This is a genomic window from Streptomyces sp. NPDC104814, assembly GCF_055583185.1.
In genome coordinates this window covers 426521-442318 of record NZ_JBVJOL010000003.1, presented here as the reverse complement: position 1 = coordinate 442318, position 15798 = coordinate 426521, and the positions used below count along the sequence as shown (strand labels likewise).

15 protein-coding genes and 1 pseudogene are annotated in these 15798 nt (G+C 71.4%); 9 read left to right on the top strand and 7 right to left on the bottom strand.

Annotated elements, in window-relative coordinates; translation table 11 throughout:
* Positions 1 to 117: 117 nt before the first annotated feature.
* Complete coding sequence (locus tag ACZ64A_RS15180; RefSeq protein ID WP_469810668.1) at positions 118 to 738, top strand: TetR/AcrR family transcriptional regulator; 621 nt, start codon at positions 118 to 120, stop codon at positions 736 to 738.
* A 42-nt stretch (positions 739 to 780) separates the two neighbouring features.
* Here ACZ64A_RS15180 and ACZ64A_RS15175 read toward each other — a convergent pair whose 3' ends face one another.
* The 3 genes from ACZ64A_RS15175 to ACZ64A_RS15165 all read right to left on the bottom strand — a co-directional run bounded on the left by ACZ64A_RS15175 (position 781) and on the right by ACZ64A_RS15165 (position 3482).
* A complete protein-coding gene (locus ACZ64A_RS15175; protein WP_469810666.1) occupies positions 781 to 2481 on the bottom strand; it encodes an acyl-CoA mutase large subunit family protein in 1701 nt (566 codons plus the stop codon).
* A gap of 95 nt (positions 2482 to 2576) precedes the next feature.
* A complete protein-coding gene (locus tag ACZ64A_RS15170) occupies positions 2577 to 2915 on the bottom strand; it encodes a DUF3817 domain-containing protein (RefSeq protein ID WP_469810665.1) in 339 nt (112 codons plus the stop codon).
* A 57-nt stretch (positions 2916 to 2972) separates the two neighbouring features.
* A complete protein-coding gene (locus ACZ64A_RS15165; RefSeq protein ID WP_469810664.1) occupies positions 2973 to 3482 on the bottom strand; it encodes a MarR family winged helix-turn-helix transcriptional regulator in 510 nt (169 codons plus the stop codon).
* Positions 3483 to 3632: 150 nt separating this feature from the next.
* Between ACZ64A_RS15165 and ACZ64A_RS15160 the strand changes: the two are divergent.
* Positions 3633 to 3737 (top strand): annotated as a pseudogene (locus tag ACZ64A_RS15160) (transcriptional regulator); the annotation flags it as partial.
* Positions 3738 to 3741: 4 nt separating this feature from the next.
* Here ACZ64A_RS15160 and ACZ64A_RS15155 read toward each other — a convergent pair.
* Both ACZ64A_RS15155 and ACZ64A_RS15150 read right to left on the bottom strand, forming a co-directional pair.
* Positions 3742 to 4038, bottom strand: a complete 297-nt coding sequence (locus ACZ64A_RS15155; RefSeq protein ID WP_469810663.1) for an MTH1187 family thiamine-binding protein — start codon at positions 4036 to 4038, stop codon at positions 3742 to 3744.
* Complete coding sequence (locus ACZ64A_RS15150; protein WP_469810662.1) at positions 4035 to 4379, bottom strand: DUF3817 domain-containing protein; 345 nt, start codon at positions 4377 to 4379, stop codon at positions 4035 to 4037. The genes ACZ64A_RS15155 and ACZ64A_RS15150 overlap by 4 nt, the downstream gene beginning before the upstream one ends.
* 161 nt (positions 4380 to 4540) lie before the next feature.
* Between ACZ64A_RS15150 and ACZ64A_RS15145 the strand changes: the two genes are divergently transcribed.
* The 4 genes from ACZ64A_RS15145 to ACZ64A_RS15130 all read left to right on the top strand — a co-directional run bounded on the left by ACZ64A_RS15145 (position 4541) and on the right by ACZ64A_RS15130 (position 7191).
* Entirely contained in the window at positions 4541 to 5173 is a 633-nt protein-coding gene (locus tag ACZ64A_RS15145) for an AIM24 family protein (RefSeq protein ID WP_469810835.1), read from the top strand.
* A gap of 1 nt (position 5174) precedes the next feature.
* Positions 5175 to 5825 (top strand): AIM24 family protein, encoded by a 651-nt coding sequence (locus tag ACZ64A_RS15140; RefSeq protein WP_469810660.1) that lies wholly within the window; start codon positions 5175 to 5177, stop codon positions 5823 to 5825.
* On the top strand, positions 5822 to 6622 hold the full coding sequence (locus tag ACZ64A_RS15135) for an AIM24 family protein (RefSeq protein ID WP_469810659.1): 801 nt from the start codon (positions 5822 to 5824) through the stop codon (positions 6620 to 6622). The genes ACZ64A_RS15140 and ACZ64A_RS15135 overlap by 4 nt, the downstream gene beginning before the upstream one ends.
* A 92-nt stretch (positions 6623 to 6714) precedes the next feature.
* Entirely contained in the window at positions 6715 to 7191 is a 477-nt protein-coding gene (locus tag ACZ64A_RS15130) for a MarR family winged helix-turn-helix transcriptional regulator (RefSeq protein ID WP_361631810.1), read from the top strand.
* 103 nt (positions 7192 to 7294) lie between these two features.
* On the opposite strand, the gene meaB is transcribed toward ACZ64A_RS15130, so the two are convergent.
* Positions 7295 to 8251, bottom strand: coding sequence for a methylmalonyl Co-A mutase-associated GTPase MeaB (meaB, locus tag ACZ64A_RS15125; protein ID WP_469810657.1), 957 nt, complete (start codon positions 8249 to 8251; stop codon positions 7295 to 7297).
* A gap of 43 nt (positions 8252 to 8294) precedes the next feature.
* Entirely contained in the window at positions 8295 to 9494 is a 1200-nt protein-coding gene (locus tag ACZ64A_RS15120; protein ID WP_469810656.1) for an acetyl-CoA C-acetyltransferase, read from the bottom strand.
* A 149-nt stretch (positions 9495 to 9643) separates the two neighbouring features.
* On the opposite strand from ACZ64A_RS15120, the gene mce reads away from it, so the two are divergent.
* The 3 genes from mce to ACZ64A_RS15105 all read left to right on the top strand — a co-directional run bounded on the left by mce (position 9644) and on the right by ACZ64A_RS15105 (position 15726).
* The gene (mce, locus tag ACZ64A_RS15115) at positions 9644 to 10084 is read left to right on the top strand and encodes a methylmalonyl-CoA epimerase (RefSeq protein ID WP_469810655.1); all 441 of its coding nucleotides are present in this window, start codon (positions 9644 to 9646) and stop codon (positions 10082 to 10084) included.
* Positions 10085 to 10318: 234 nt separating this feature from the next.
* A complete protein-coding gene (gene scy, locus ACZ64A_RS15110; protein ID WP_469810654.1) occupies positions 10319 to 14551 on the top strand; it encodes a polarized growth protein Scy in 4233 nt (1410 codons plus the stop codon).
* Positions 14552 to 14790: 239 nt separating this feature from the next.
* Positions 14791 to 15726: a cellulose-binding protein gene (locus tag ACZ64A_RS15105; RefSeq protein WP_469810653.1), complete on the top strand. Its 936-nt coding sequence runs from the start codon at positions 14791 to 14793 to the stop codon at positions 15724 to 15726.
* Positions 15727 to 15798: the final 72 nt, after the last annotated feature.

Genomic DNA, 15798 nt, shown 5'->3' with positions numbered 1-15798 from the left:
CGTCCCTCACGAGCTTTCGCTACGAGTCGTAGCGTAATGCCAACGGGGTCCCGTGCGACACCACCCCCCGGTGATCTCCCTCACGACGGCGCCGGAACGGCCGGATATGGTCGACGTATGCCGAGCCGCTCCCCCGCCGCCCGCCCCGGCCGTCCGCGCAGTGCCGCCGCGGACGCCGCGATCCTGGCGGCGACGCGCGAGGCGCTGGTCGAACTGGGCTGGTCCAAACTGACGTTGGGAGACGTGGCCACCCGCGCCGGAGTGGCCAAAACGACCCTGTACCGCCGCTGGTCGGGCAAGAACGAACTGGTGGTCGACGCGGTCGCGGAACTCTTCGACGAGCTCCGGCTGCCCGACAGCGGCAGCCTGGCCGCCGACATCGAGGGCGTGGTGCTCCAGTTCGCCGCGATCCTCGCCCGCCCGGAGGCCAAGAGCGGCCTGATGGCGGTGGTGGCGGAGTCGACCCGGGACGACGCCCTGCGGCTGCGCATCCGCGAGTCCGTCGTGGAGCGCCAGAAACGGCTGGTCCTGGAGGGCCGCGCCCGCGCCCAGCGACGCGGCGAGCTGCCCCCCGAGACCGATGCCCGGGAGGCAGCCCGTACGGCCGACCTCATCTTCGACGTGGTGGCGGGCGCGGTGGTCCACCGCACCCTGTTCAGCGCGGAACCGGCGGACGAGGAATGGGTCCGCAGCTTCACCCGCGTCCTGCTGATGGGGCTGAAGGAGTCGGCGGGCTAGGGGGTGCCGGCAACGCCCCTCTCAGGGGGGCCGCCCCGCCCCCTAGAAGCCCGCCGGCTCGGTGTACACCCCCCACTCGTCCCGCAGGACCCCGCAGATCTCGCCCAGCGTCGCCTCGGCGCGCACGGCGTCGAGCATCGGCTCGATCATGTTCGCGCCGGAGCGGGCCGCGGCGAGCATGCCGTCCAGCGCCGCACGCACCGCGGACTCGTCCCGGGCCGTCTTGCGCTCGGCGAGCACCCGCACCTGCTCGCGCTCCACCTCGTGGCTCACCCGCAGGATCTCCAGGTCCCCGGTGACCGATCCGGTGTGGACGTTGACGCCCACGACCCGCTTCTCGCCCTTCTCCAGCGCCTGCTGGTAGCGGAAGGCGGACTCCGCGATCTCGCCGGTGAACCAGCCGTCCTCGATCCCGCGCAGGATGCCGGAGGTGATCGGCCCGATCGGGTGCTGCCCGTCCGGGTGCGCCCGCAGACCCCGCTCCTTGATCTGGTCGAAGATCTTCTCGGCGTCGGCCTCGATCCGGTCGGTGAGCTGCTCGATGTACCACGAACCGCCCAGCGGGTCGGCCACGTTGGCCACCCCGGTCTCCTCCATCAGCACCTGCTGGGTGCGCAGCGCGATCTCGGCGGCCTGCTCGCTCGGCAGCGCGAGGGTCTCGTCGAGGGCGTTGGTGTGCAGCGAGTTGGTGCCGCCGAGGACCGCGGCGAGCGCCTCCACGGCCGTACGCACGACGTTGTTGTACGGCTGCTGGGCGGTCAGCGAGACACCGGCGGTCTGCGTGTGGAAGCGCAGCCACTGCGACTTCTCGCTCTTCGCGCCGTACACGTCCCGCATCCAGCGCGCCCAGATCCTGCGCGCCGCGCGGAACTTGGCGATCTCCTCGAAGAAATCGACGTGCGCGTCGAAGAAGAAGGACAGGCCCGGCGCGAACACGTCCACGTCCAGCCCGCGCGAGAGCCCCAGCTCCACGTAGCCGAAGCCGTCCGCGAGTGTGTACGCCAGCTCCTGCGCGGCCGTCGCGCCGGCCTCGCGGATGTGGTAGCCGGAGACGGACAGCGGCTTGTAGGCGGGGATCTTCGCGCTGGTGTACTCCATCAGGTCGCCGATGAGGCGCAGATGGGGCTCGGGCTGGAAGAGCCACTCCTTCTGGGCGATGTACTCCTTGAAGATGTCGGTCTGGAGCGTGCCGTTGAGCACCCCCGGATCGACGCCCTGCCGCTCGGCGGCCACCAGGTACATGCAGAAGACGGGCACGGCGGGGCCGCTGATGGTCATGGAGGTGGTGACGTCCCCGAGCGGGATGTCCTTGAACAGCACCTCCATGTCGGCGGCGGAGTCGATGGCGACACCGCAGTGCCCGACCTCGCCGAGCGAGCGGGGGTCGTCGGAGTCGCGGCCCATGAGCGTCGGCATGTCGAAGGCGACGGACAGGCCCCCGCCGCCGTTGCCGAGGATCATCTTGTAGCGCTCGTTGGTCTGCTCGGCGTTGCCGAACCCGGCGAACTGCCGGATGGTCCACGTCCGCCCTCGGTAGCCGGTCGGGTACAGCCCGCGCGTGAAGGGGTACTCCCCGGGCCAGCCGATCCGCTCGAAGCCCTCGTACGTGTCCCCCGGCCGGGGGCCGTACGCCGGCTCCACGGGGTCGCCGGAGAGCGTGGTGAAGTCAGCGTCGCGCTTGCGTGCGGCGTCGTACCGGGCCTGCCAGCGTCGGCGGCCTTCCTCGATGGCGTCAGCGTCCATGCTCTCGAATTTACTAGGACGTCCTAGTAAATGTCGATGGCTGACCGCCGTACAGGTGTACGGCGGTGGCGGCCGGAGCCGGACGGACGGCCGTGTCAGGCCTTGGCGGCCGCGGGGGCCGGAGCGTCGGCCTTGGCCTCGAGCTCGCGGCTGACCTTGCGCTCGACGAAGAAGGCGGCCGTCGGGATGGTGCCGGCGATCAGCACCCACAGCTGCTTGCCGACCGGCCACTTCGCCTTGGAACCGAGGTCGAACGCGAAGATCAGGTAGATGACGTACAGCCAGCCGTGCGCGATGCCGACGGCCCGGACGAAGCTGTCGGCCCCGTCCATGTGGATGCCGTACTTGGCGACGCAGCCGAGGGTCAGCAGGACCAGCAGCACGCCGGTGACGTAGGCCATGACGCGGTAGCGGGTCAGCACGCTCTTCTTCATGGCTTCGAGCGTAACCGCCCGTTGTGGGAGATCTTGCCCGGGGTCAGGTGCCCCGTGTCACTCCCCCTCGAAGTCCTTCGCCGCGATCCGCAGCGGGCGCAGCAGGGCGAAGATCTCGCCGCACTCCTCCGCGTCGTAGGCGCCGAGGCCGAAGTCCATCGCCATCAGGTCGCGGGTGGCGGCCTCGACGACCTCGCGGCCCTTGGCGGTGATGGAGGCGAGCGTGCCGCGGCCGTCGTTGGGGTTGGGCCGCTTGGCCACCAGACCGGACCTGACCAGGCGGTCCACCGTGTTCGTCACGGACGTCGGGTGCACCATGAGGCGCTCCCCGATCTTGGACATCGGCAGCTCGCCCTCCTTGGAGAAGGTGAGCAGCACCAGCGCCTCGTAGCGCGCGAACGTCAGCCCGTACGGCTTGACCACCGCGTCCACCTCGGACAGCAGGATCTGTTGCGCGCGCATGATCGACGTGATCGCGGCCATGGCCGGGACATTGCCCCAGCGCTGCTTCCACAGCTCGTCGGCGCGGGCGATGGGGTCGAACGGAAGGCTGAGAGGCTTCGGCACGTCACGAGACCCTACCCGCCGGTCATATGGCGGTCAGCCCTGTCTCGCCCTTCGGTCGTTCCCCCGCGGGCGTCTCCCGGTGCGTCCGGCGGCCCCGGGCCGATCGCCCGCCCGCGCAGCTCCTCGGGCACGTCCCGCACCAGCCGCTCTCTGCCGGCGCTGCGCGACGCCGGGCTGGTGGCGCGGCGCTACGGCCATCAGGTGCTGTACGAGCGGACCCCGCTGGGGATGGCGCCGGCGGCGGGCGGGACCTGAGGGACTACTCGGCGGCCAGGTGCCGCTCGACCGTCTCCACCTTGGAGGTGAGGCCGTCGCTCACACCGGGGCGGATGTCCGCCTTGAGGACCACGGAGACGCGCGGGGCGCGTGCCTCGACGGCGGCGACGGCGCGCTTGACGACGTCCATGACCTCGTCCCACTCGCCCTCGACGGAGGTGAACATGGCGTCGGTGCGGTTGGGCAGCCCGGACTCGCGGACCACGCGGACGGCGTCGGCGACGTACTCCCCCACGTCCTCGCCGACGCCGAGGGGCGTCACGGAGAAGGCGACGATCACGCGTTCACCACGCCTTCCTGGCGGGCGCGGGCGGCGATGACGGCGTCCTCGGCCTCGCGGCGCAGCTTGCGCTCGGCGAAGAAGCCGCCGGTGGGCAGGACCGAGAGCACGAAGTAGAGCGCGGCGGTCTTCAGCGGCCACTTGGCCCGGTTCCAGGCGTCCGCCCAGAAGAGCACGTACAGGACGAACAGCACGCCGTGGACCATGCCCATGACCGGCACGGCGTCGAAGTCCGTGGTCCGCTTCAGCACCGAGCAGACGAGCAGGATCAGGAAGGACACGGCCTCGGGTGCGGAGACCAGTCGGAGGCGGCGGAGGGCGGTGGCGGTCTTGATGTCCACGGGTCACCTTCGGTCGGGAGTTGCGGCTGCCGTTTGTGAACGCACGCACAAGCGTTCCCCCATTGTGGCAAACCGCCCCCGTAGGGGTCCGCTCAGGGTCGCTCTCCACCCACGGGTGCTGTCCTCTCCGTCCGCCCGCCCGCTACTTTCCTTGCGTGGCGATGTTCCGACTGCAAGGCAGCAAGGTGCTCGCCGTCGACATGACCGGGGACGCCGTGAAGGCGAAGAACGGCTCGATGGTCGCGTACGACGGGCAGATGGCGTTCAAGAAGATGACGGGCGGCGGTGAGGGCCTGCGGGGCATGGTGACCCGGCGGCTCACCGGCGAGCAGATGACGGTGATGGAGGTGAGGGGGCAGGGGACCTGCTGGTTCGCCGACCGCGCGTCGGAGATCAACCTGGTGACCCTCCAGGGGGACACGCTGTACGTCGAGTCCAGCAATCTGCTCGCGACCGACGCCGGCCTGCGGACGGGCACGACCTTCACGGGGCTGCGCGGGGCCTCGCAGGGCAACGGTCTGTTCACGACCACGGTCGAGGGGCACGGGCAGGCGGCGATCACCTCCGACGGCCCGGCGGTGGTGCTGCGGGTGTCGCCGCAGTACCCGCTGAGCGTCGACCCGGGCGCCTACGTCGCCCACCAGGGCAGCCTGCGCCAGTCCTTCCAGTCCGGTGTGACCTTCCGCACGCTGATGGGCGAGGGCGGCGGCGAGGCCTTCCAGATCCGCTTCGAGGGGGACGGACTGGTGTACGTGCAGCCGAGCGAGCGCAACACGATCGCGGGGGACGTCTGAGATGGCCTTCCGTGAGATCAACTCCAAGATGGTCGAGGCGACCGTGGGGCCGGGACAGCGGCTGTACAGCCAGCGCGGCGCGATGCTCGCCTACCGGGGCGAGGTGAGCTTCACGCCCAACGTCCAGGGCGGCCAGGGCGGGGTCATGTCGATGATCGGGCGGCGGATCGCGAACGAGGCGACCCCGCTGATGACCGTGGAGGGCAGCGGCACCGTGCTGTTCGGGCACGGCGGCCACCACGTCCAGCTCATCCACCTCACCGGCGACACGCTCTACGTGGAGGCCGACCGGCTGCTCGCCTTCGAGGGCACCCTGACGCAGGGCACGGTGTTCCTGGGCGCACAGGGCGGCGTCATGGGCATGGTCCGGGGCCAGGTCAGCGGCCAGGGACTGTTCACCACGACGCTCAAGGGACACGGCGCGGTCGCCGTGATGGCACACGGCGGCGTCTTCGAGATCCCGATCACCCCGCAGCGGCCCGTGCACGTCGACCCGCAGGCCTACGTCGCCCACCACGGCGACGTGCGCAACAAGCTGTCCACCGCCCTCGGCTGGCGGGACATGGTGGGCCGCGGCTCCGGCGAGGCGTTCCAGCTGGAGCTGAGCGGCAGCGGTGCGGTCTACGTCCAGGCCTCGGAGGAGAAGCTGTGAGCACCCCCTACGGCGGCGCCGGCCCGGTCGTGCACGACCCGTCGACCCTGCCCGCCGACGACAACGTCAACGCGTACACCTTCTGCGTGGAGCTCAAGGGGAGCCAGTGGTTCCTGCAGAAGGGGAAGATGATCGCCTACTACGGGGCGATCGAGTTCAACGGCATCGGGCACGGCCGGCTGGAGCGTCTGGTGCGTACCTCGTTCCATTCGCCTCTGCACGCGAGCGACTGGGTGGTGGCGGCGGGCTCGGGCAAGATGCTGCTGGCCGACCGGGCCTTCGATGTCAACTCCTACGACCTGGATGACGGCAATCTGACCATTCGCTCCGGCAACCTGCTCGCTTTTCAGCCAACTCTTTCGCTCAAGCAGTCGATCGTGCCGGGCTTTCTGACACTCATCGGAACCGGAAAGTTCGTGGCCGCATCTAACGGGCCGGTGGTGTTCATGGAACCCCCGATCCGGGTGGATCCGCAGGCGCTCGTCGGGTGGGCCGACTGCCCGTCCCCGTGCCATCACTACGACCACGGGTATCTGACGGGCGTATGGGGCGGTCTACGTGCGATGACGGGCCTCGGCGGGGTGTCCGGAGAGGAGCATCAGTTCGAGTTCGTGGGCGCCGGCACGGTCCTCCTGCAGTCGACCGAGACACTCATGGCCGAGCAGGCCACGGGGGCGGTTCCACCGGAACCCGGGGTACCCGGGGGAGGCGGGGCGCACGGTCCGGCCGGAGGGCAGTCCGGGGTACCGCGCCTTCCCGGACAGCTGGGCGACCTCCAGCGTCGCTTCGGGCTGTGAGCGGTAGTCTGCGGAGTGTGACGTCGAACGCGTGCGCACTGTCACACCACCCTCAGTAGTTCGCCTTTCAACTTCTTAGGTAGACTTCATTCATGGAGACCGAGACGGCCACGCGGTGGCTGACGGATGCGGAGCAGTGTGCCTGGCGTACCCATCTGGAGGTCAACAGGCTGCTGACGTACCAGCTCGAAAAGGATCTGCAGCCGTTCGGCCTGACGATGAACGACTACGAGATCCTGGTGAATCTCTCCGAGTCGGAGGACCGGCGGATGCGGATGAGTGACCTCGCCTCCGCCACGCTGCAGTCCAAGAGCCGGCTCTCCCACCAGATCACGCGCATGGAGAACGCCGACCTCGTACGCCGGGAGAACTGCGAGTCCGACCGGCGCGGGCTGTATGCCGTCCTCACCGAGCACGGCATGGAGACGATGAAGAAGGTCGCACCCCACCATGTGGACTCGGTGCGCCGCCACTTCATCGACCTGTTGTCCCCGGAGGCCCTGACGGAACTGGACAAGTCCCTCAGGCCCATCGCCGACCACTTGCGAACGCAACGCGGCCGCCCCTGAGCGAACGCGGGGCCCCGCCGGCTCGGTCGCACCCGTCGTTCGACGGGTGCGGCCGAGTGGGCCATGGTCGCGCAGTTCCCCGCGCCCCTTGCGGGGCGCCGCGTCAGCCCTCGGTGAGACCCGCGACCAGCTCGTCCGCCGCCCGGTAGGGATCCAGCTCCCCGGCGACGATGCGCTGCGCGAGCGTCGGCAGGTGACTGTCCCCGTGCAGATCACCGATCCGCTCCCGCAGAGCCGTCACCGCGATGGTCTCGACCTCGCGGGCGGCCCGCGCACGCCGGCGCTCCACGAGCACCCCGTGCTCCTCCATCCACGCGCGGTGCTTCTCCAGGGCCTGAACGACCTCGTCGACGCCCTCCGCCCGTGCCGCCACCGTCTTGACGATCGGCGGACGCCAGTCCCCCGGGCCGCGGGCCTCGCCGAGGCCCAGCATGTGGTTCAGCTCGCGGGCGGTGGCGTCGGCGCCGTCACGGTCCGCCTTGTTGACGACGTACACATCGCCGATCTCCAGGATTCCGGCCTTCGCCGCCTGGATGCCGTCGCCCATGCCGGGGGCCAGCAGGACGACGGAGGTGTCGGCCTGGGAGGCGATCTCCACCTCGGACTGGCCCACGCCGACCGTCTCCACCAGGATCACGTCGCAGCCCGCCGCGTCCAGCACCCGGATCGCCTGCGGCGCAGCCCAGGCGAGGCCGCCCAGGTGGCCCCGGGTCGCCATGGAGCGGATGTAGACGCCGGGGTCGGAGGCGTGCTCCGACATCCGGACCCGGTCGCCGAGCAGGGCGCCGCCCGAGAACGGTGACGAGGGGTCGACGGCCAGGACGCCGACCCGCTTGCCCTGCTTGCGGTACGCCGTGACCAGCGCGGAGGTGGAGGTGGACTTGCCGACGCCGGGCGAGCCCGTGAGCCCGACGACGTAGGCGTTGCCGGTCAGCGGGGCCAGTGCCGCCATGACCTCCCTGAGCTGCGGGGACGCCCCCTCCACCAGGGAGATCAGCCGGGCCACGGCTCTCGGCCGGCCTTCCCTGGCCTGGGCCACCAGCGAGGAGACGTCCTGCATCACAGCTCCGTTCAGATCAGGATCGTACGAATATACGGACTGCTCAGGCCTTGGGTACCCGCACGATCAGCGCGTCACCCTGGCCGCCGCCGCCGCACAGCGCGGCCGCGCCGACCCCGCCGCCGCGGCGCTTGAGCTCCAGTGCCAGGTGCAGCACCAGACGGGCGCCCGACATGCCGATCGGGTGTCCGAGGGCGATCGCGCCGCCGTTGACGTTCACCTTTTCCGTGGACACCCCGAGGTCCTTCATTGACTGCACGGCGACCGCCGCGAAGGCCTCGTTGATCTCGATGAGGTCGAGGTCGGAGACCTCCAGGCCGTCCTTCTTCAGGGCGTGCAGGATCGCGTTCGACGGCTGCGACTGCAACGAGGTGTCCGGACCGGCGACGTTGCCGTGGGCGCCGATCTCGGCGATCCAGTCCAGGCCCAGCTCCTCGGCCTTGGCCTTGCTCATCACGACCACGGCGGCCGCGCCGTCGGAGATCTGCGAGGAGGTGCCGGCCGTGATCGTGCCGTCCTTGGAGAACGCCGGGCGCAGCTTGCCGAGGGACTCGGCCGTGGTGTCGGCGCGGATGCCCTCGTCCTTGCTGAACAGGACCGGGTCGCCCTTGCGCTGCGGGATCTCCACGGGGGTGATCTCCGCCTCGAAGACGCCGTTCTTCTGCGCTGCGGCGGCCCGCTGGTGGGACAGGGCGGCGATCTCGTCCTGCTCGGCGCGGCCGATGCCGAGGCGGGTGTTGTGCTTCTCGGTGGACTCGCCCATGGGGATGTTCTCCCACGGGTCGGTCAGGCCGTCGTAGGCCATCGCGTCCAGCATCTGCACCGCGCCGTACTTGAAGCCCTCGCGGGACTTCGGCAGCAGATGCGGGGCGTTGGTCATGGACTCCTGGCCGCCCGCGACGATGATGTCGAACTCGCCGGCGCGGATCAGCTGGTCCGCGAGCGCGATGGCGTCGAGGCCGGACAGACAGACCTTGTTGATGGTGAGCGCCGGGACGTTCATGGGGATGCCCGCCTTGACGGCCGCCTGGCGCGCCGGGATCTGGCCCGCGCCGGCCTGGAGCACCTGGCCCATGATCACGTACTGCACCTGGTCGCCGCCGATGCCCGCGCGGTCGAGGGCGGCCTTGATCGCGAAGCCGCCGAGGTCGGCTCCGGAGAAGGACTTCAGAGAGCCCAGCAGTCGCCCCATGGGCGTCCGCGCGCCCGAGACGATCACCGAGCTGTTCGTTGCAGTTGCCATGAGCTGCGATCCCCTTACCGGCCTGCACGACCGAGGAGTGAACGAGGGTTTACTTCGAATGTACTGAGTGGCACTCCGTGCCGTCACCGGCCCGTCGGTGTGATCGCGCGCACGTTGCGTAACCATGCCGGGAGCGCTCCACTACAAGCATGCTGACGCGAATCGACCACATCGGGATCGCCTGCCACGACCTCGACGCCACCGTCGAGTTCTACCGGGCCACGTACGGCTTCGAGGTGTTCCACACCGAGGTCAACGAGGAGCAGGGCGTGCGCGAGGCCATGCTCAAGATCAACGAGACCTCCGACGGGGGCGCCTCCTACCTCCAGCTGCTCGAACCGACCCGCGAGGACTCCGCGGTCGGCAAGTGGCTGGCGAAGAACGGCGAGGGTGTCCACCACATCGCCTTCGGCACCGCGGACGTGGACGCGGACTCCGAGGCCATCCGCGGCAAGGGCGTCCGCGTGCTCTACGACGAGCCGCGCATCGGCTCCATGGGCTCGCGGATCACCTTCCTGCACCCCAAGGACTGCCATGGCGTCCTGACAGAACTGGTCACTTCGGCCCCCGTTGAGTCGGACGAGCACTGACCCTCGTACATAAGGGCCGGTAGGGTTGGGTGCGGTCGCCGCCCAACCCTGCGGTGGCCCGGTCCCTCCGTTCGTCGGCGGGACCAGTCCGGGGTCCGGTTCAGGGGGGCGAGCGACGGGGCAGCAGCCCATGCTCCGCCGTTGATCTGACACCATTCACCCGGGGGCCCCGTTCGGCGGATGGACGGTGCTCGTTGGAGAGACTTGCGACCAGGGGACGGATGGGACCGCGCAGTGCGGGGCTACGAGAGCCAGGAGCGGGAGCCGGCGGCTGACGTCGACCACCTCACTCGGTTCGAAGCCGAGATGAAACGGCTGAAGACCGAGCGGGAAAAGGCGATCCAGCACGCCGAGGACCTCGGCTACCAGGTCGAGGTGCTGCGCGCCAAGCTGCACGAGGCGCGCCGCACCATCATGTCCCGGCCCGCCTTCGACGGCGGTGACATCGGCTATCAGGCCGAGCAGTTGCTGCGCCAGGCCCAGATGCAGGCCGACCAGATCCGCGCCGACGCCGAGCGCGAGCTGAGCCAGGCCCGCGCCCAGACCCAGCGCATCCTGCAGGAACACGCCGAGCAGGCCGCGCGGCTGCAGGCGGAGCTGCACCAGGAGGCGGTGACCCGGCGCCAGCAGCTCGACCAGGAGCTGGCCGAACGCCGGGCGACGGTCGAGTCGCACGTCAACGAGAACGTCGCCTGGGCCGAGCAGTTGCGCGCCCGCACCGAGGCGCAGGCCCGCCGGCTCCTGGAGGAGTCCCGCGCCGAGGCCGAACAGGCCCTGGCCAGTGCCCGTGCGGAGGCCGAGCGGCTGACCGCGGAGGCCCGTCAGCGGCTCACCGGTGAGGCCGAGTCCGCCCGCGCCGAGGCCGAGCAGATCCTGCGCCGGGCCCGCGCGGACGCCGAACGGCTGCTCAACGCCGCCTCCACGCAGGCCCAGGAGGCCACCGACCACGCCGAGCAGCTGCGCACCTCCACCGCCAGCGAGTCGGAGGCCGCGCGCCGTCAGGCACAGGAACTGAGCCGCACCGCGGAAGCCCGCATCGCCGAGGCCGACACCGCGCTGCGCGAGGCCCGCGCCCAGGCGGAGAAGCTGGTCGCCGAGGCCAAGGAGGCCGCCGCGAAGGCGCTGGCGAGCGCCGAGGCCGCCAACGAGACCCGCACGCGCACCGCCAAGGAGCAGGTCGCCCGGCTGGTCGGCGAGGCCACCAAGGAGGCCGAGTCCACCAAGGAGGAGGCCGAGCAGCTGCTCGCCGACGCCCGCGCCGAGGCGGAGAAGCTGCTCGCCGAGGCCACGGAGAAGGCGCGCAGCGCCACCGCCGAGGAGGCCGCCACCCAGCTGTCCAAGGCTGCCAGGACCGCCGAGGACGTGCTCAACAAGGCGTCCGAGGAAGCCAAGCAGACCCGGAAGGCGGCCGCCGAGGAGGCGGAGCGCATCCGCACCGAGGCCGAGGCCGAAGCGGACCGGCTGCGCGCCCAGGCGCACGAGATCGCCGAACAGCTCAAGGGCGCGGCCAAGGACGACACCGAGGAGTACCGGGCCAAGACGGTCGAGCTGCAGGAGGAGGCCCGCCGGCTGCGCGGCGAGGCCGAGCAGCTGCGCGCCGACGCGGTCGCCGAGGGCGAGAAGATCCGCGCCGAGGCCCGCAAGGAGGCCGTCCAGCAGATCGACGAGGCGGCCAGGACCGCCGAGGAACTGCTCGCCAAGGCCAAGGCGGACGCCGACGAGCTGCGCAAGACCGCGACCGCGGACAGCGAGAAGGTGCGCACCGAGGCCATCGAGCGGGCGACGAGCCTGCGCCGGCAGGCCGAGGAGACCCTGGAGCGCACCCGCGCGGAGGCCGAACGGCACCGTGCGGAGGCCGCGGAGCAGGCGGAGGCGCTGAAGGAGGACGCCGAGCGGGCCGCACGCGAGCTGCGCGAGGAGACCGAGCGGGCGATGGCCGCCCGGCAGGCGGAGGCGGCCGGGGAGCTGACCCGTCTTCAGTCGGAGGCGCAGGAGCGGCTCGCCGCGGCCGAGCAGTCCCTCGCGGACGCCCGTGAGGAGGCCGCCCGAATCCGCCGGGAGGCCGCCGAGGAGACCGAGCGGCTGCGCGGCGAGTCCGCCGAACGCATCCGTACGCTCCAGCAGCAGGCCGAGACCGAGGCCGAGCGGCTGCGCACCGAGGCCGCCGCGGACGCCTCCGCCTCCCGCGCCGAGGGCGAGGCCGTCGCCGTACGGCTGCGTTCCGAGGCGGCGGCCGAGGCGGAGCGGCTGAAGACGGAGGCGCAGGAGAGCGCCGACCGGCTGCGCGCCGAGGCGCAGGCCGCGGCCGAGCGGCTGGCGGCGGAGGCGTCGGAGACGCTGGCCGCCGCGCAGGAGGAGGCGGCCCGCCGCCGCCGTGAGGCCGAGGAACTCCTCGGTTCGGCGCGCCAGGAGGCCGACCAGGAGCGGGAGCGGGCCCGCGCGCAGAGCGAGGAGCTGCTCGCGGCGGCGCGCACGCGCGTGGAGGAGGCGCAGACCGAGGCGACCCGGCTCGTCGAGGAGGCCGAGCGGCGCGCGGGCGAGATGGTGTCCGCGGCCGAGCAGCACGCGCAGCAGGTGCGGGACTCGGTGGCCGGGCTGCACGAACAGGCGCAGGACGAGATCGCCGGGCTGCGCAGCGCGGCCGAGCACGCGGCGGAGCGCACCCGCCGCGAGGCCCAGGAGGAGGCCGACCGGGTCCGCACGGACGCCTACGCCGAGCGGGAGCGGGCGGGCGAGGACGCCGCGCGGCTGCGCCGGGAGGCGAACGAGGAGGCCCAGGCGGCCAAGGCGCTCGCCGAGCACACGGTGACGGAGGCCGTCGCGGAGGCCGAGCGGGTGCGTTCGGACGCCGCCGAGCACGCCCAGCGGGTGCGCACGGAGGCCTCGGAGACCATCGCGCAGGCCGACCAGCAGGCGGCCCGTACGCGGGCGGACGCCCGGGAGGACGCCAACCGCATCCGCTCGGACGCCGCGACGCAGGCCGACACCCTCATCAGCGAGGCCCGTAGCGAGGCCGAGCGCCTCACCACCGAGACGATCACCGAGACCGACCGGCTGCGCACGGAGACCGTCGAGGAGGCCGAACGCGTCCGCACCGAGGCGCTGCAGGAGGCCGAGCAGGTCCGCACGCAGGTGCGTCAGGAGGCCGAGCGGCTGCGCACCGAGGCCGCCGACGTCCGGGCGCAGGCCGACCAGGACGCGACGCGTACGCGGGCGGACGCCCGGGAGGACGCCAACCGCATCCGCTCGGACGCCGCGACGCAGGCCGACACCCTCATCAGCGAGGCCCGCGGCGAGGCGGAACGCCTCACCACCGAGACGATCACCGAGACCGACCGGCTGCGCGCCGAGACGGTCGCCGAGACGGACCGCCTGCGCACCGAGACGGCCGCCGAGGCCGAACGCGTGCGCACCGAGGCGCTCCAGGAGGCCGAGCGGGTCCGTACGGAGTCGATCGCCGCGGCGGAGAAGCTGGTCGGGGACGCCACGGCGGAGGCGGAACGGCTGCGTGCCGAGGCCGCCGAGACGGTGGGCAGCGCCCAGCAGCACGCCGAGCGGATCCGTACCGAGTCCGAGCGGGTCAAGGCGGAGGCGGCGAAGGAGGCCGACCGGCTGGTCACGGCCGCCCGCGAGGAGGCCGAGCGCACCCTGGACGAGGCCCGCAAGGACGCCAACAAGCGGCGCAGCGAGGCCGCCGAGCAGGTCGACAAGCTCATCACGGAGACCACGGCCGAGGCGGACAAGCTGCTCACCGAGGCGCAGCAGCAGGCGCTGAAGACGACGGCGGACGCCGAGTCCCAGGCGGACACGATGGTCGGCGCGGCCCGCAAGGAGGCCGAGCGGATCGTCTCCGAGTCGACCATCGAGGGCAACCAGATGGTGGAGAAGGCCCGTTCGGACGCGGACGAGCTGCTGGTCGGCGCGCGCCGGGACGCGACGCAGATAAGGGAGCGGGCGGAGGAGCTGCGCGACCGCATCACCTCCGAGATCGAGGAGCTGCACGAGCGGGCCCGCCGCGAGGCCGCCGAGACGATGAAGTCGACCGGCGACCGCTGCGACGCGCTCATCAAGGCCGCCGAGGAGCAGCTGGCCAAGGCGGAGGCGAAGGCCAAGGAGATCGTCTCGGAGGCCAACTCCGAGGCGGGCAAGGTCCGTATCGCCGCCGTGAAGAAGGCCGAGGGGCTGCTCAAGGAGGCCGAGCTGAAGAAGGGCAGGCTGGTCAAGGAGGCCGAGGAGCTCAAGGCCGAGGCGGTCCGCGAGGCGCGGCGCACGGTCGAGGAGGGCAAACGCGAGCTCGAGGTCCTGGTGCGGCGCCGCGAGGACATCAACGCCGAGATCTCCCGCGTCCAGGACGTCCTGGAAGCGCTGGAGTCCTTCGAGGCCCCCTCGCCGGCCAAGGACTCCGCGGTCAAGGCCGGTGCGACGGTCGGCGCCCCCCGTTCGGGTGGCAAGTCGTCAGACGGCTAGCGTGGACGGACCGCAGGGGTCAGCCTGGACCAACGGCACGGAGGGGAAGCGGAAGTGACGCGGCGGTGTTCCACGGTCCTGGGCAGGCCCTTTGACGGTGTCTTGGCAAGTGGTCCGCCGATCAGCCACTCAAAAGGGGTGTCATTCTCCAGATCAAACACGTATCCGCTCGATGACACGCCGTTCTGACCCCTAGGATTCCACCTATCACCTCACCGGTCTCATTCGACAGGAACCCCATGAGCGACACTTCCCCCTACGGCTTCGAGCTTGTGCGGCGTGGGTACGACCGCGCTCAGGTGGACGAACGTATCTCCAAGCTCGTCTCCGACCGTGACCAGGCCCTCTCCCGTATCACCGCTCTGGAGAAGCGCATCGAGGAACTGCACCTCGAGACGCAGAACGCCCAGGCCCAGGTGACGGATGCCGAGCCGTCGTACGCCGGGCTCGGCGCGCGCGTCGAGAAGATCCTGCGCCTTGCCGAGGAAGAGGCCAAGGAGCTGCGCGAGGAGGCCCGGCGCGCCGCCGAGCAGCACCGCGACCTCGCCGAGTCGGCGGCCCAGCAGGTGCGCAACGACGCCGAGTCGTACGCCGCCGACCGCAAGGCGAAGGCCGAGGACGAGGGCGTCCGGATCGTCGAGAAGGCCAAGGCCGACGCGGCGCAGCTGCGCACCGAGGCGCAGAAGGACGCGCAGTCCAAGCGTGAGGAGGCGGACGCCCTCTTCGAGGAGACCCGCGCCAAGGCCGCGCAGGCCGCCGCCGACTTCGAGACGAACCTCGCCAAGCGCCGTGAGCAGTCCGAGCGCGACCTGGCCTCCCGTCAGGCCAAGGCCGAGAAGCGGCTCGCGGAGATCGAGCACCGCGCCGAGCAGCTGCGTCTGGAGGCGGAGAAGCTGCGCACGGACGCCGAGCGCCGCGCCCGCCAGACGGTGGAGACGGCCCAGCGCCAGGCCGAGGACATCGTGGCCGACGCCAACGCCAAGGCCGACCGCATCCGCTCGGAATCCGAGCGCGAGCTGGCGGCGCTCACCAACCGCCGCGACTCCATCAACGCCCAGCTGACGAACGTCCGCGAGATGCTCGCCACGCTGACCGGTGCGGCCGTCGCTGCCGCGGGCTCCCCGGCTGACGACGAGCAGGTCTCTCGTGGGGTGCCGGCGCAGCAGTCGCGCTGACCCGTTCGCCAACGCCCGGAATACGGCGCCCGAACGCCTGCCGAAGCCCTCTGCCTGTCCACTGGCGGAGGG